Here is a 15929-nt window from a genome sequence, read left to right as displayed (position 1 = left end):
AATTAATAAAGAATGTTCAATAACTAAATGATAGAAATAAATTTTAAGAAGAAAAGAATAGAAAAATTAATAAATTAATTAACTAAATCTAATTCTAGGATCCACTGAAGCATAAATCAAATCACTTAAAATGTTACCAACAAGTTGAATAACAAGTGAAATAACTAATATTCCTAACGCAACTGAATAGTCTCTTGCTTGTAAAGTTTTAATACCCAACAAACCAATCCCATCAAGGTTAAATGTTTTTTCAATTAAAAATGAACCAGCTAAAATTAGTCCAAATGCACTACCTAATCCTGTAACAATAGGAATAAGTGAATTACGAAATGCATGAACAGAAATTACTCTTCGTTCGGGTAACCCCTTTGCAAACGCTGTTCTTATATAATCTTGTCCTAAATTTTCAAGTAAAGAATTCTTCATTAAAATTGTTGAAATTGCAAACCCATTAATAACATAACAAAAAAGTGGGAGCAACATATGATGGGCTTGATCTAAAATTCTTTTCCATGTACCAAAGTCTTCCCAACCTTGGGAATGTAAATCACCTAAGGGTATCCACCCTAGTTTCCCACCTAATAGTGGCAACAAAATTGCTCCAATTGTCCATCCTGGAATTGAATAGAGCACGAATATTAAGGCAGAACTACCAACATCAAAACCAGAATTATGTTTAAGAGCTTTCAAAATTCCAAGAGGTACGCTAATAGCATATCCTAAAATAAATCCTGTTAATCCGAATGAAATAGAAACAGGGAATTTACTTGTAATTACATTTAGAACTGGTTCAGAGTATACATAAGATGTTCCAAAATCTCCAGTCACTATATTTTTTAACCAAGTTAAGTACCTCATATAAACAGGCTTATCTAAACCAAAATATCTTTTCAATTCTGCTTTTGCTTCTTCTGGAATTTCCATTTGACCACCTTTGCCACTGCCACTACTGCCTCCACCTCCTTCTCCACCTTGAGCTGCTCGTTGCTGAAGCTCCATCATTTTCATTTCAAAAGGACCTCCTGGGGTAATTTGAAGAATTGTAAAAACAAGTATAGTACAGGCGATAAACGTCGGTATTATTAATAGGAATCTTCTTACAAAATAATTAAACATCTTTTAGAAGTATGAAGTATGAATTAAAGAATATGAGCAATGAAGTACTCAACATTTATATTAACTTGATAAAATTTTTATAAATATAATCTCCGCAAAAAATGATATAATTTAATGCGGAGAAATAAATTATTTATTTAGCAGTTGAAGTTATTGTTGATTGTGAATGACTTTTATTATAAGTATCCCAATACTTTACATCTGTTTCTCCAATTGGCATTGTAACAGTTTTATCTTTCATTCCTTTGTTTACTGTTTCAGCTTTGTCTGGATCGAACCACCATGTAGATAAAATTCCTTTCCAATCTGTAATCTTCCCTAATCCAAACTCAGGCATTGATAGATTATTCCAATACACAATTCTTTGATAACCAGCATACCAACTTAAAGCATAATGTTTTTCTTGCATTAGAATACCATCTAGTTCGCGTAAAAGTTCTATCCTTTTCATTGGATCAAATTCTGATTGTTCAGCATTGCATATTTCATCTATTCTACTGTTTTTCATTCCAGTAATGTTGTTAGTATTTTTGACATCTGCCAATTTACTTTGCCAAGTGCTAATTGGATTTGGATACAATAAACCACCCCAATTTTGATAAACTATTTTAAAATTCCTTTCGTTAACCATTTTAAAGCTCGTTACTCCATCTATTAAACGAATTTTCATATTTACTCCAGCCTTTTTAAGGTCTTGCTGCACAGGCGTAACAATCCTTTCAGCACTTTGATCTATTCCAATTTCAAACTCTAAAGGTTTTCCATTTTTTGTTAATATTCCATCTTGATTTCTTGTAGTATATCCAGCTTCAGCAAGAAGTTGAGCAGCTTTTTCAGGATTATATCTATACTTTGGATTATTTGGATTTTGATATTGTGAATTTGGTTCATAAGAATCTGAAATTGTATATTGATTGAACATCAACTTCTCTAATAATTGTTCGCGGTTAAATAGACAAATAAATGCTTCACGAATTTTAGGATCATTGAATGGTTCTTCACGTGTATTAAACCCAAAGCCCCCAAAGCCAGTTGGATCATCTGTATATATTTTTCTTTTTTGAACTATACCTCTTTTAATATCATCATAATTAAATTCCTCTCTCCAATATTTAGCTCTTGCAACAATATAAAAATCCATCTCTTTCTTTTTAAATTTCTCTAATGTTAGTTTTTCGTCTTGAATAAATTTTAGAGTAATCTTATCGAAATTATTTTGCCCCACATTTAAAGGATCATCATGTCCCCACCAATTAGCAACTCTTGTTAAAGTTAGAGATTGAGGTTTCTTTACATCCTTAGGAAGAATTATATATGGACCACTTCCAGGCATCATATCATATTGAAATTTTGTTAGATAATCACGACCTGACATACCCTTAATTATATGAGCTGGCAGTAATTGCAATCCCCCATAATAAAGCATATTTTTCCAATTTAATTTCTTAGAATGAACTTTAAAAATATATTTACTTATTACTTCAGGTTTATCAAATTCAGCATAGAAAGAATTAGTATAAGGAGATAATATAGTTGAATCTCGTCCTAAATTATCTGTTGCAACAACATCATCAGTTGTTACTGGATGTCCATCAGAAAAACGAGCATTAGGATTTATTCTATAAAAGAAAGTTTGTTTGTCATCACTAATTTTCCAATGAGTTGCTAACACTGGAAGAAATTCAAGTGTAAGTGGATTTGTTGTAATTAAAGGTTCATAAACTAACTGATGAACCATTCTTGTAGTTGCAGTGTTTTCATCTTTACCCATAGATCTAAAAGTTGCTGGAAAATCGATCAATGCAAATGAAACTTGCCCTCCTTTTTTAGCATTTACATCGGCTACATATTTCATATCTTCTTTGGAAATAGTTCCAGTTTTCCAACCCATTTTATCAGCAACTAGTTCAAAACCTTTTCCACCTAATGTATCTGCAATTGTTGGATCTGCTCCTGGTGGAACATTAAATTTATTCTCGGTAGTTACTGGTTCAGTTTTAGAAATTGAATTGCCAGATCCAGGTTTATCACCACTACAACCTGCTATTAACATAACTGAACAAGTAGCTAACATCAAAGATAGTTTATACAACTTCATAAAGTAGATAGTAAAAAGAAGTTAATTATTAATTTATAAAAATTTTTATTTAAGTTGCAATGATTTGAAAAATACTTTTTAAATAAAATCTTCCATTCAATATTTAAGAACTAAAACTCAATTAATTGAATAAAAATGAATTTATTTAATCTGACACAAACTGTTACATTTTGATTTAGCAATATAACTAAGTATTAAATTCTTTTAATAATTTTTTTCTGATTTTTTTAACATTCCATTTCTATGAAAATATTTTCAACCATTTTTTCCCTTTTGATATCGTTTAACTTTGTTTTCTCACAAGGGATTGGAATAACAAATAGTTATCCATTCAATATCCCTCTTGACGATACTACTCAAAGTGAATATCTACCAAATTATCCTAAAGAAATTGCTGGAAAGCATGGTTTTCTATTAAAGACTGATGATGGAAATTTTAAATTTGAGGATGGAACTCCAGTTAAATTTTTTGGTACAGCTTTGTCTTTTGGTGCAGCTTTCCCTGATAGCTTATCAGCAATTAACACTGCTGGACATTTAAGGAAATTAGGAATTAACTTAGTTAGATTTGAATACATTGACAACATTTATTCATGGGGTCAATCATTTTCTTTTTTAGATGTTTCATCTGGTAGAAAATTACACGAAGAGCAAATGAAAAAACTTGATTGGTTTATTTATCAATTAAAACTTAATGGAATTTATACATATTTAACATTACATTCAGCCAGAGCACTTTCACCTGAAGATGGGGTACAATATCCAGATTCTGCTCTTTGGCTTGGGCAAGGTGTTTATCAGATTTATCCTCAAGCTAGATCAGCACACAAACTTGTTTCTGGGTTATTATTAAATCATATAAATAAATTTACTTCAATTGCTTATAAAGATGATCCAACCATTGCAATGCTTGAGATAATGAACCAAGGCAGTTATTCATCTTTATACAAAAAGCAATTAGTAAATTATATTAAAGATGGTTACAGTTTATCTTATCATCAAAGTAAGAGGGTTGATACTTTATTTTCAGATTTTCTTAGAACAAAATATGGCTTAACTTCAGGTTTAAAAAATGCTTGGAAAACTGATGTACCAACTGGAGGATTTCCAAATTTATCTAAAGAAGGTGGATATGAAGGGGAATTTGAAAAGTATTGGAATATATTCGGAAGCGATGCAACTATAACTCCAATTCTATCAAGCTCTGATAGCGTACCAGAGGGATTATTAGCTCTCCAACTTAGAATCAGAAATTCTCAAGGGAATATTTATGGGGCTTATATGGCTCATGTTGTAGATTTAAAATTTGATCATATCTACAAACTAACTTTTAAGTCAAAATGTAGTAACCCAAATGGAAGGGATATAATTATTCAGAATAGCGAGGCATCATCTGATGGCTTATATGCTGGTACTAGCACAAAAGTTAGTATAACTCCTTATTGGAAAGAACATGAAGTCTTGATGTATTTACCAATAAAACCATCTGTACCTATAGCAATCTATTTCTATTTTGGAGATATTGATGGAGATTTGAAATTTGATGATATGAAAATAAAAGAAATCGAACCTGTTGGTTTGATAGACAATGAAACTCTTGAAAATTTCAATATTGGTAGAATAAATTCTCAGAATAGAAATTTAGGTTTGTTAAGTTCAAAAAGAATTCAAGATCAATCTGAATTTTACAATTTTTTAGATAAAGATTACCAAGCTGACTTGATGAATCATATTAAAACTTATATAGGTGCTAAACAATTAGTTACTGGTATGGGGTCTTATTGGGCAAGTGATATGAACGATGTTTTGAAACAAAAATATACAGATTTTTCTCAAACAACTACTTTTTGGGATTATATTAATGATGATGGTACTAAATGGACAATTCAGAATTATTCGCCACTTAGGTATTACGGATATGCAACGAATTTATATGATGTATCATTTAAAGCTCATGATAAGCAACCATTGATGGCAAGTGTACAGCAACCTTTCCCTAATAACTATATGAGCGAAATGGGATTATTTCTTCCAAGTTATGCATTACATCAAGATTGGGATGGTATTGTTTGGAATTATTATAGTCAAGGCTTAAATGATGTTACTAAAGATGTAATTGATAGTGCACAGTGGAATCAAAATAGTAAGAATCCATCATTTATAGCTGTATTGCCTGCAATGGCAAATGTTTTTAGAAACGGCTTAATTAAAAAATCTAATAATACAATTAAAATTCAACAATCTGAATCTCGAGTTAATTTATTAGCTCGTGGATCAAATTATTGGGGGAACTTCGCAATTCCTGGTTCTTTTCCAGGGTATACAATGGCTGTTAACAGAATTGTAATTGATTCAATCAATGCTCAAAATCCATCTCAAATAAATGATATTGGTTTTCCTCCACAAACAGCTGGTGATGCAATAACTGACACTAGGGAAATTGATTGGGAGTATGGTGTTGGAGTTTTAACTGTAAATACTCCTTTTGTTCAAGGTGCAAGTGGATTACTTTCAAGGTCGGAAGGTGCAACTACAGATAATTTGAATATCACTACGTTAACTCAAAATGCCACTTCTACAGTTATTTGGACTGGTATAAACCCAAAACAAAAGTTAGATACAATTGGAAGATCCTTTCTTACAATCTCATCTAGATGTGAACCAACTGGATGGCAATGGGTTGATACTAACTCGGCTAAAGGTTGGGGTGTTGCACCAATGATTATGGATGTTGTAAAAGCTAGATTAGCAGTTAAAGTTAATTCAAATGTAAAAGCTATTCGTGTATTACCTTTAAATGAAAAAGGTAATAAGTTATCTGAACCTTTTTATGCTACTAAAATTGGTGATGAATTTAGAATTACTATAGATCAGAATCAAACAAAAACTACTTGGTTTTCTCTTGAACTTCAGGATAACACTAACTCAATTGAGTCTGAAATTAATACAGGTGGAAAGTATTCTTTATCAGCTTCCCCAAATTTAATTTTTGATTATTCTAAAATTACAATTGATGTTCCTTACTTTGTAAAAGATGCAACTCTAGATTTAATTAATTTATTAGGCGAAAAAGTTGCTTCAATTCATAATGGATCTTTAAATTCAGGTATTTCTGAATTCCAATTTGATTCACATGATTTTCCATCAGGAAATTATATTATTAAATTAGTATGTGAAAACAAAAAACAGATTTTTCAAAATATAAGAATTCAAAAATAAATTGACTTTGGATTTTATTTTATGTTAATAATTATTTGATCTTGTTTTTAATTTTTGTTTTTTATTACTTTACTGGCAAACAACTCTGTGAAATTCAACATTTGATTTAAGTTAATTCTTACATTAATGTTTAAATTCGCAGAGTTTATTTTTTCTTTTTTTCTTTCTCAATTTTGTTAAATTTTAGTCTTTCATTGCTAACTATTCAATTTTTTAAATTTTAATTTTAGAATTTTTCTTCTTTTTATATATGAGTAATTATACAAAAGAGACTTTGTCTCCAATCCTTGAAGCCCTATTATTTGCTAGTGAAGAGCCATTATCAACTCGAAAAATTATTTCTTTATTGACTGGAGATGATGACAGATTAACAATTGAAACAAACATAGAAGATTCATCACAAGATGTTAGTCTTGATGAAGTTATGTCTCAAGAAGTTAGCTTAGGCTCAAAGAAAAAAGGTCTTGATAACGATTTGATTCGAGATGTAATAAATTCTTTGAATTTTGTTTTTAATGAAACAAACAGAGTTTTTAGAATTGTTGAAGTTGCTGGTGGTTTTCAATTTGCGACCCTTCAAGAATATGGGAAATATGTTGCCCTATTATCAAAAGATAAAATTAAACGTAGGCTCTCTCCAGCAGCATTAGAAACTTTATCAATTGTTGCTTATAAGCAGCCAATATCTAAATCTGAAGTTGAAATTATTCGTGGTGTTAACAGCGACCAAGTTATAGTATCTTTAATGGAAAGAAATCTATTAGCTATTTCGGGGAGATCTGAGTCGGTTGGTAGAGCTTTATTATATTCTACAACGGATGATTTCTTACGTACTTTTGGTTTGAAATCAGTAAATGATTTGCCAAAACTAAGAGAAATAGATGAACTTATGGAAGAAGGTGCTTTTGCTCCAATGAAGCCTGAGATTGTTATTGTAAGTCAAGAAGCTAATGCAGAAAATATTGAAGAAGCAGTAGCACATTCTAAAAGTTAGAAATGATTCTATTTGATATTTTTGAGCAATTAAAATATTGAACTAATATTGGAAATTATTAAATTTACTGAAGTTGAATCTACTCAAGATTTAGCCTTTTCATTTGCAGAAAATAATTGCAATCCATTTACTTTTATTCTGGCAGATTATCAAACAAAAGGTAGAGGACAAATTGGTAGATTTTGGCATGGTGAAATTGGAAATTCTTTATTGTTTTCAGTGGTAATTTATCCTTCATCTCATTCAAATGCATCTCTAATTCCAATTAGAACTGGAATAGCATTAACTTCGGTTTTACAAAAATATTGCTCTGAGGAAATTAAGCTCAAATGGCCAAATGATTTGTTTGTAAATCATGGGAAATTATGTGGAATTTTATGTGAAGCCAAAACTCATAAGAATAGTATTCATTTGGCTTTAGGGGTTGGTCTGAATTTGATGAAATTTGATTTTAAGACTCAAATTAATAATCAAATTAACCCTGCTTTTCTTCAAGATTATTCTAATGAAATTATTGATAAAAATTCTATTTTTACTGAGGTTGCAAATGAGCTTGTTATTAAGTTATCCAACAATTCAGAAATTTTATCTAGTAAAGAAATTGAAGAGTTTAATTCTATTAATTACTTATACCAAAAAGTTATTAGTAAAGACTACTTAGGGAAAAAGCTGCAAGGTATTGGAATTGGTATTAATGAATTTGGACATTTTAAAGTAGTTCAAAATGATGGTGAAATTATTTGCTTAATCAGTAACCTTTGATACAGAAAACTAGATTTAATATTTCTACAAATTACTTTAACATTATTAAAATTTAAATTCAATATTTAATTTATGAAAAAAGAAATTATATACACAGAATCTGCCCCAGAACCAATTGGACCATACTCTCAAGCTGTTCTATGCCAATTAAGGGGAAAAACTATTTATACTTCAGGTCAGTTAGGTTTATATAGCGATGGGACTTTATCTGAGAATGTTTCAGATCAAACTATTATGGCAATGACCAACCTTAAGAATGTTTTGAATGCCGCAGGTTGTGAAATGGAACATGTTGTTAAAACAACAATTTTTTTAAAGGATCTAAACGACTTCAATCAAGTAAATGAGATTTATGCTAAATTTTTTACTTCAGATCCTCCAGCCCGCTCAACTATTCAAGTGGCAAGACTCCCAAAAGATGCTTTAGTTGAGATTGAAGCAATTGCAATTAGGGTATTCAGTTTGATTGACTAAGTAAACATTCCTATTTAATTTGAGATCAATATTTAGTAATAAAATTTTGTTTAAGTTTCAATATTGGTAGCAAATTATTTTAAAATTATTTAAACCCTAATTTAGATCTTAATACCGTATCAGCCAATGAATGATGACTCCAGTAATTATCCATAAACGTGTGAGTAAGTCTTGCTGTTGTTGTTAATTCTTTTGCCGAACTACCAAACCCATCTATGTATGTTTCTGACCAACCTGTAATTGTATAGGGGAATGAAGGTAGGAAGTCTATTGTCAAAGACCTTGAATCTGTTGTATAATTTATACTGTATTTCATACCCTCAGAAGTTTTCTCAAGTATAGCATTTGCTTCATGAACTTTTGGTTCCACATGTCTCAATCTTCTTGATAATGAAGAAGGTATAATATTAATTTTTCCTATTGGTAATTCTTGTGGAGAAATTCTTATTAGAGTAAATAAAGCCTCCTCAACAATAGCTTTCGATAAATCAATTTCTCTATCCCCCTCTTTTTCAAAATAGGAATGTTCATTTAAATGATAACCATTTTTTGTTAAATTCATTTGAGTGTAAATCTGACCACACCATTCTTGTCCGGAGCTAACAGTTTTTAAAACATCTGGATATTTAACTCTATCAACTGGCATAAATACTGAAGACATTAAAGAATAGGGATAAATTCCAGTTATAAAAGTTTTTTGTAAATTCAGTTTTAACACTGAAGTATTTTCACGACCTGCTGGATTACTTTCTAATTTTATTTTTTTGTCAACAAGAAAATCTTCCGTAACAAAAATTGCAACTGCATCACCATGACGAAGCTCACCATATCTAGCTTGTGTAAGTTCATATCTATTTAACTCAGCTTTCCCTTGATACCAATATTTTTGAAAATCATCACTCGTAGATTTAATAATGTCTTTTGATACATCAACAATAACTTTATTGGAATTCCCATTTGCTGAATCACATGAAGGAATTAAAAAGGTTGAAGCAACAATCAGAATTACAAAAGAAAATTTTAAAAGACTATTTTTCATAAAGTTGAATAAAGTTATGTTTGTTTTTATAAAATATTAACATAATGAGAATTTTAGGAATAGATCCAGGAACTCTAGTAACGGGTTATGGGGTAATAAATTGTGAAGGAGATAAACTTTCATTAGTTGAATGTGGTGTAGTTCAAATGTCTGGTAAACTCCCAATTGATGTTCGACTTAAAGAAATGTTTCTAAGATTACAAAAAGTTATTAAAAGAAGTAAACCAGATTTATGTTCAATTGAATCTGCATTTTACCATAAAAATGTTCAATCAACATTAAAGATTGGATATGCAAGAGGCGTTTCAATGTTAGCTGCTTCATTAGGAAATTTGCATGTATCTGAATATTCACCAAGAAGTATTAAGTTAACTGTAACAGGAAGTGGAGCTTCATCAAAAGAACAAGTTGAGTATATGGTATTACAAATTTTAAATTTGAAGGAAAAGCAAAATGATTTATTAGATGCTACAGATGCATTAGCTGTTGCAATTTGCCATCATTACTCGTTAAATAAAACTATCAAGCCTGAAATGTCCGTTAAAAAAACTAAATTGAAAAAAGGTAGATCAGCATGGGGAGAATTTGTAAATAACAATAAAGAATTAACAAATATAAAGTAGTAATTTATTATTTGTTCATTTAAATTTAAAACTAACTTAAATTTAAATACCCTTAAATTTAATTTTTTTTAAACAACATTGAATATTTAGATTTGCACTATGGCTAAAATGAAAATTGGAGATATAGAAGTTCAGAATGGATTATTACTAGCACCAATGGAAGATGTTACAGATGCACCATTCAGAAGAGTATGTAAACAATTTGGTGCAGATATTGTATATACGGAATTCATTTCAAGTGAAGGATTAGTTCGTGATGCTAAACGATCTCTTCATAAGCTAACTGTCTATGAAGATGAAAGACCAATTGCAATACAGATTTTTGGAGGACGTGATGAAGCTATGTCAAAAGCTGCACAAATGGCTGAGGATGCCAGACCAGATTTTATTGATATAAATTGTGGATGTTGGGTAAAAGATGTTGTTGCTAGAAATGCTGGGGCAGCATTATTACGAGATTTGCCTGCAATGGATAAAATTGTACGGTGTGTTGTAAATTCTACAAAACTACCAGTCACTGTAAAAACTAGGTTAGGTTGGGATCGTAATTCAATAAGAATACTAGAAGTGGCTCAAATGCTTGAACAAACAGGTATTGCGGCTCTAGCAATTCATTGTAGAACACGAGATCAAGGGCATGAAGGTTTAGTTTCATGGGAATACATTGAACAAATTAAAAATGTAATTTCTATTCCTGTAATTCTTAATGGAGATGTAAAAACTTGTTATGATGTTAAAAGAGCATTTGAAGTTGGTGCCGATGCTGTTATGATTGGAAGAGCTGCTATTACAAACCCTTGGATATTCCGTGAAGCTCATCATTATCTTAAAACTGGAGAAATTCATACCCCACCTACATTACTTGAAAGAATAAAAGTATCTTTAGAACATTTAAGGCATAATCTGGAGTTTAAAGGTGACAAGTATGGGATTTTAGAAATCAGAAAATTTTGGGGGGGATATTTGCATGGATTACCTTTAGCCAGCCTAGTTAGAAAAGACATTATTGTTATGGAAACTTATGATGAGATTGAAGCCAGACTAATGAAATATCCACAAGAAGTTGAAGACTTTCTGAAACTTAAGGATGCTTATCAAAAACATGAATCTGAGATTGTTTAAATAATAAGTTTAGTAAGATATTTTAATTAGTAACAACAAATTCTATAGATATGATTCCAATAATTTTTACATTCAAACTTGATTTTATAATTTTATTTAATTAACTAATTTGTTGAGCCAAAATATTAGAATAAGAATATTAAAAGGAGTACTATATAAATACTCCTTTTTGTTATCCAATAAATTTTATAAAGCTCCTGAATCATAAGCAATTTCACCATGTAGTGATGTATCTAAGCCTTCATCCTCTGCTTCATGAGATACTTTAACTGGAATAAAAATGTTAATTAATTTCAACATAACATAAGTAAAAACAAATGCATAAATACAAGCACCAACAACAGCAATTACTTGATGTAAAAAGAATGTTGTTCCACCATTTATTAAACCATCTGCGCCAGAAACATTTACACCTTTAGAAGCTAAAACTCCTAGCAAAATTGTTCCCAAACATCCACCCACACCATGAACACCCCAAACATCAAGAGCATCATCCCATCCCATTTTATTCTTTAAATGGACTGCAAGATAACATACAATACCTGATAAAATACCTATTAGAACTGCACCATTTAGCGATACAAAGCCTGCTGCTGGAGTTATAGTTGCTAATCCAGCAACAGCGCCAGTTAACAGACCTACAAACTTTGGTTTTTTTTGAACTTTCCATTCTATAATAAGCCATGTGATTGCAGCAAATGAAGCAGCAATATCTGTATTCAAAAAAGCTAACCCAGTAACAGCATTTACATCTAATGCACTCCCAGCGTTAAACCCATACCAACCAAACCATAACAAGCCAGTACCTATTGCAATCAACGGAATACTATTTGGAGGAGATTCTTTATTCCTTCTTTTTCCAACATAAATAACTGAAGCCAAAGCAGCAAAACCAGCTGTAGCATGAACCACTATCCCACCAGCAAAATCAAGAACTCCCCATTGCTGCAATAATCCACCCCCCCAAACCATATGAGCAAAAGGATAATAAACAAGCAATTGCCAAAGAACTAAGAATACGATATATGATTTGAATGTAACTCTATTAACAAATGCACCTGTAATTAAAGCAGGGGTAATTATTGCGAACATCATTTGGTATGCCATAAAAACAAATTCAGGGAGCTTTGTATTACCCGAAAAAGTTGAATTTAAATTTACTCCCATCATAAATGCTTTATCTAAATTCCCTATAACTCCTCCTAATGCATCACCACTAAAACATAATGAATATCCACAGGCATACCACATTATTGTTGTTATTCCCATTGAAACAAAACACTGCATCATTATACCCAATATGTTTCTTTTGCCAGAGAGACCTCCATAAAAGAAAGCTAAGCCTGGAGTCATAAGCATTACAAGACTTGTAGCTAATAACATAAATCCGGTAGTTCCAGTATCGAACATGTTTTTTTGTGTTGGTTAATTAATGATTATTATTTTAGAAAGAGATTCCAAGATTACTCAATACTTCAAAACGACTATTTGTAAGAGGATTTTTAACTCTAAAAATTTTTTGATCACTATCCATTATTAACTGCCTACCCTCTATTCTTAAATAAGAATTATCAGTTGGCTTGTATTCAACTCCTGCAGTTAATCCAAAAAGCTTAAACCCAGTAGATTTATTTTTACTATCAATAATTACTCCAGACAAAATTCCATTTGGATCTTCAAAATATTCACCACGACCATATAAAGAATAATTATCATTAAATATATATTTCAAACCTAATATTCCACTTATCATACTTGCAGATTGCTTTAAGTTAGAAACATCTGAATTCTGCTTAATTGCATAATCAAAACCAATTTGATATTTTAAATTTCCTACTTGTGAATTAAAGTATAAATTCTGTTGCAATAATAAATGACTTATACTATCACCTGATGATGGAGTATCATCTCCAATATAATTACTGTAACTAATGATGCTATTGTCATTAAAATTATATGTCACCAAAGATCCAAATGACTTTTTAGTATTGTTATCAATAAACAAATTATAACCATTTAATAAATAAAAATTAATTGATAATTCTTGTATTGGATTATAGTTCAATCGGAAACCACTTTCAATTGAAGCCTCATAAAATGAACCAACTGCAGATGAGATGGTAAAATTCTCTTTTGGAAGGATACTTTCTGTACCTAAATGTGCCTTGAAAAATCCAGCATCTAACCATAATTTAGGGAAGATTCGAACACCAACATGAGCCTACATGATTGGGTTGAATGTACTTGGCCATGCGCTTGTTGCAATATCACCATAATGGATTGATGCAGCACCTCTTATTTTTTCTGCTTCAAGTTGTATTGAAAACATAACAATATTCAAACCAAAACCATTTCTAGATGAAATTAATGGGAATTTCTGGAAATTCCCTGCTCCAACACTATCAGAAAAGAAAGCATAATAAGCATCTATATATCCATTATAAGTTAACTTTACAGTTGAATCGGATGTTTGCGATAAACAATTATTATTTACAATAAATAGTAAAAAAACTATACCTATAAATACTTTAACTAATTTCAACTTATTTATCATGAAAATTTTTGATTTAAAATACAACAAATAAAATTTACTTAATTAATAAAATATTCAGAATGTGAAATGATAGAGAAATAATTTGTTTAGAATTTGAATTTGATTTTTATTTTTTAAATATTAGCTTACTTTTTATAGAATTAAATTTACCACAAATATTTATAAAGTAAACTCCATCTTGATAATCTTTCATACTAATTTGAACCTCATTATTACCTTTACTTAAATATTTATCCTTTAGAAATGTAGTTTCCTTGCCATTCATATCAGTGATTATCATATCGTAATTGCATGAATTTTTTAATAAAAATTTCAAATTAAATATATTGTATGATGGATTTGGTGAAATAATTATTTCGTTTTTTGTTTCGTTTTCATTTTCATTAATTGTACTTGCAACTTGTGTTTTACGAATAACAAATGCACCAAATATTGGAAATTGTGATGTAGACGGTTTCTTGGATCCAATAACTGCAGAAAAAGTATGCCCAGTCATTGGTACATTTATAATTCCATCATTTGGTACTATACCAGAAATAACATCATTAAAGTAATCCATTGTATTAATTAGCTCATATTTATCTCCAGCTTTAAGTCCAGAATTTTTAATATTAATTTGAACAATATTAGCACTTTCCCAATTATAGATTACTAGATGAGAACGTTTTAAATCATATTTGTTTGGTAGAATAAAATACTCTAAACCAATTGATGGTTGAGTTGATAAAAATTTGTTTTGAGGGTAATCAGTCTCAGCAAAGCCCCACAAATAATATCCATAACTTGGCAAAATACCTGCAATGAAATTATTACCTTTTACTGATGCATCAAATAATGAAGTATTGTTGTAACCCAATCTAGTTTGACAAGTGAAGTAATTACTATCTAGAACAAAATTTTTAACTCCAAAATTTAGACCAAAAGCATTCACTGGTGGTCTAGGTGAATTATTTCCCGAATAAGTATAATTATTCTTAATAACTGTATTTATAATTGGATTATTGGCACCATTGGCAACTACAAAAAAATTATGTGTTCTATAATTATTACCAACACCACCCATATTTTCAGATGTTGTTCCACCATTAAATACTATATTTTTTTGTATATCAAAATTACCTATTGCTGCAGTTGTAGTTGTTTGCCAAACTTTTATTCCATATCCAAATGTATTAAAAACAATGTTATTGTGAATGTATTTAGTACCCATAGTATCATTTTGTAAATACATCCCATGTCCATGACCCTCCCAATTAACACCATTTGCAAGATTATTACCAATATTGTAAATTATATTTCCATAACTTTCAGAGTTCTTAGAAGTTTTCCATAAATCTAATCCACTACCCATATCATGTACAATCAAGTTTATAAATTTTATATTTTCAGCAGTACAATAAACATTTCCAAGCCTATCAATAGTTGGATGATCTCGGTCTGCTGTGCTTGAATTAGTGAATTCTAATCCCCAAATCCAAGTATAACTGCAATTACCTAACACAAAAGACATGGTATAACTTAACTGCCCATCTATAGTAACTCTTTCATTGTTTAAATTTCTAAAAATAATTGGGGCATTAACTTTTCCATTTGTTAAACAAGTAAATGAATTTTGAGCATCTAAAGTGTCGGTGTAAGTTCCACCTTTTAACCAAACCCATACAGTATCCACAGGGTTAGTAATAGAAAGCGGAGAATTTAAAGCTTGTTGAAGTTTCCATGGATTACTAATGCTACCATTTCCAGCACCTGTTGCATCAGCTGAAACAAAATAATTACTTGCAAATATGTTGGAATAATACAAGAAAAGAATTATCGAAATTGAAATGAATTTACACATTTTTAAAATAATTAAATGATGTTAATGGTAATCAGAAAGTTAAGAATGAATAGTGACAATTAAGTAAATTTAAAACATACATTCTTAA

General features: G+C 30.2%; 13 protein-coding genes. 6 read left to right on the top strand and 7 right to left on the bottom strand.

Annotated elements, in window-relative coordinates:
• Positions 1-78: 78 nt before the first annotated feature.
• A complete protein-coding gene (locus IPP08_01405; protein ID QQS66857.1) occupies positions 79-1116 on the bottom strand; it encodes an ABC transporter permease in 1038 nt (345 codons plus the stop codon).
• 133 nt (positions 1117-1249) lie between these two features.
• Positions 1250-3214, bottom strand: coding sequence for an ABC transporter substrate-binding protein (locus tag IPP08_01400; GenBank protein ID QQS66856.1), 1965 nt, complete (start codon positions 3212-3214; stop codon positions 1250-1252).
• A gap of 273 nt (positions 3215-3487) precedes the next feature.
• Between IPP08_01400 and IPP08_01395 the strand changes: the two genes are divergently transcribed.
• The 4 genes from IPP08_01395 (at position 3488) to IPP08_01380 (ending at position 8663) form a co-directional block, all read left to right on the top strand.
• Complete coding sequence (locus IPP08_01395) at positions 3488-6433, top strand: hypothetical protein (GenBank protein ID QQS66855.1); 2946 nt, start codon at positions 3488-3490, stop codon at positions 6431-6433.
• Between the two features lie 250 nt (positions 6434-6683).
• Positions 6684-7427: an SMC-Scp complex subunit ScpB gene (scpB, locus tag IPP08_01390; GenBank protein QQS66854.1), complete on the top strand. Its 744-nt coding sequence runs from the start codon at positions 6684-6686 to the stop codon at positions 7425-7427.
• Positions 7428-7475: 48 nt separating this feature from the next.
• Positions 7476-8189: a biotin--[acetyl-CoA-carboxylase] ligase gene (locus tag IPP08_01385; protein ID QQS66853.1), complete on the top strand. Its 714-nt coding sequence runs from the start codon at positions 7476-7478 to the stop codon at positions 8187-8189.
• Positions 8190-8261: 72 nt separating this feature from the next.
• Positions 8262-8663, top strand: a complete 402-nt coding sequence (locus tag IPP08_01380; protein ID QQS66852.1) for a RidA family protein — start codon at positions 8262-8264, stop codon at positions 8661-8663.
• A gap of 85 nt (positions 8664-8748) precedes the next feature.
• On the opposite strand, the gene IPP08_01375 is transcribed toward IPP08_01380, so the two are convergent.
• The gene (locus IPP08_01375; GenBank protein ID QQS66851.1) at positions 8749-9702 is read right to left on the bottom strand and encodes a septum formation inhibitor Maf; all 954 of its coding nucleotides are present in this window, start codon (positions 9700-9702) and stop codon (positions 8749-8751) included.
• A 44-nt stretch (positions 9703-9746) separates the two neighbouring features.
• On the opposite strand from IPP08_01375, the gene ruvC reads away from it, so the two are divergent.
• Both ruvC and dusB read left to right on the top strand, forming a co-directional pair.
• Positions 9747-10325: a crossover junction endodeoxyribonuclease RuvC gene (ruvC, locus tag IPP08_01370; GenBank protein QQS66850.1), complete on the top strand. Its 579-nt coding sequence runs from the start codon at positions 9747-9749 to the stop codon at positions 10323-10325.
• 108 nt (positions 10326-10433) lie between these two features.
• Positions 10434-11447, top strand: a complete 1014-nt coding sequence (gene dusB, locus IPP08_01365; protein QQS67806.1) for a tRNA dihydrouridine synthase DusB — start codon at positions 10434-10436, stop codon at positions 11445-11447.
• 186 nt (positions 11448-11633) lie between these two features.
• Here the strand turns inward: dusB and IPP08_01360 are convergent, their stop codons facing one another.
• The 4 genes from IPP08_01360 to IPP08_01345 form a co-directional block, all read right to left on the bottom strand.
• Positions 11634-12857: an ammonium transporter gene (locus tag IPP08_01360; protein ID QQS66849.1), complete on the bottom strand. Its 1224-nt coding sequence runs from the start codon at positions 12855-12857 to the stop codon at positions 11634-11636.
• A 34-nt stretch (positions 12858-12891) separates the two neighbouring features.
• Positions 12892-13650 carry an outer membrane beta-barrel protein gene (locus IPP08_01355; protein QQS67805.1) on the bottom strand — a complete coding sequence of 253 codons (759 nt, stop codon included), beginning with the start codon at positions 13648-13650 and terminating at the stop codon, positions 12892-12894.
• A gap of 18 nt (positions 13651-13668) precedes the next feature.
• Positions 13669-14001: a hypothetical protein gene (locus tag IPP08_01350; GenBank protein QQS66848.1), complete on the bottom strand. Its 333-nt coding sequence runs from the start codon at positions 13999-14001 to the stop codon at positions 13669-13671.
• Positions 14002-14107: 106 nt separating this feature from the next.
• The gene (locus IPP08_01345) at positions 14108-15841 is read right to left on the bottom strand and encodes a T9SS type A sorting domain-containing protein (GenBank protein ID QQS66847.1); all 1734 of its coding nucleotides are present in this window, start codon (positions 15839-15841) and stop codon (positions 14108-14110) included.
• Positions 15842-15929 lie beyond the last annotated feature (88 nt).

It is taken from the genome of Chlorobiota bacterium (genome assembly GCA_016700335.1).
Taxonomy (GTDB): domain Bacteria; phylum Bacteroidota; class Ignavibacteria; order OLB7; family OLB7.
The sequence above is the reverse complement of the archived record's forward strand: the minus strand, read 5'-3'. Positions and strand labels throughout refer to the sequence as shown.

What these genes read in the sequence shown, in the direction of transcription:
- IPP08_01405 (QQS66857.1), bottom strand. Translation starts at nt 1,116, where the DNA reads ATGTTTAATTATTTTGTAAGAAGATTCCTATTAATAATACCGACGTTT.
- IPP08_01400 (QQS66856.1), bottom strand. Translation starts at nt 3,214, where the DNA reads ATGAAGTTGTATAAACTATCTTTGATGTTAGCTACTTGTTCAGTTATG.
- scpB (QQS66854.1), top strand. Translation starts at nt 6,684, where the DNA reads ATGAGTAATTATACAAAAGAGACTTTGTCTCCAATCCTTGAAGCCCTA.
- IPP08_01380 (QQS66852.1), top strand. Translation starts at nt 8,262, where the DNA reads ATGAAAAAAGAAATTATATACACAGAATCTGCCCCAGAACCAATTGGA.
- IPP08_01375 (QQS66851.1), bottom strand. Translation starts at nt 9,702, where the DNA reads ATGAAAAATAGTCTTTTAAAATTTTCTTTTGTAATTCTGATTGTTGCT.
- ruvC (QQS66850.1), top strand. Translation starts at nt 9,747, where the DNA reads ATGAGAATTTTAGGAATAGATCCAGGAACTCTAGTAACGGGTTATGGG.
- dusB (QQS67806.1), top strand. Translation starts at nt 10,434, where the DNA reads ATGAAAATTGGAGATATAGAAGTTCAGAATGGATTATTACTAGCACCA.
- IPP08_01360 (QQS66849.1), bottom strand. Translation starts at nt 12,857, where the DNA reads ATGTTCGATACTGGAACTACCGGATTTATGTTATTAGCTACAAGTCTT.
- IPP08_01350 (QQS66848.1), bottom strand. Translation starts at nt 14,001, where the DNA reads ATGATAAATAAGTTGAAATTAGTTAAAGTATTTATAGGTATAGTTTTT.
- IPP08_01345 (QQS66847.1), bottom strand. Translation starts at nt 15,841, where the DNA reads ATGTGTAAATTCATTTCAATTTCGATAATTCTTTTCTTGTATTATTCC.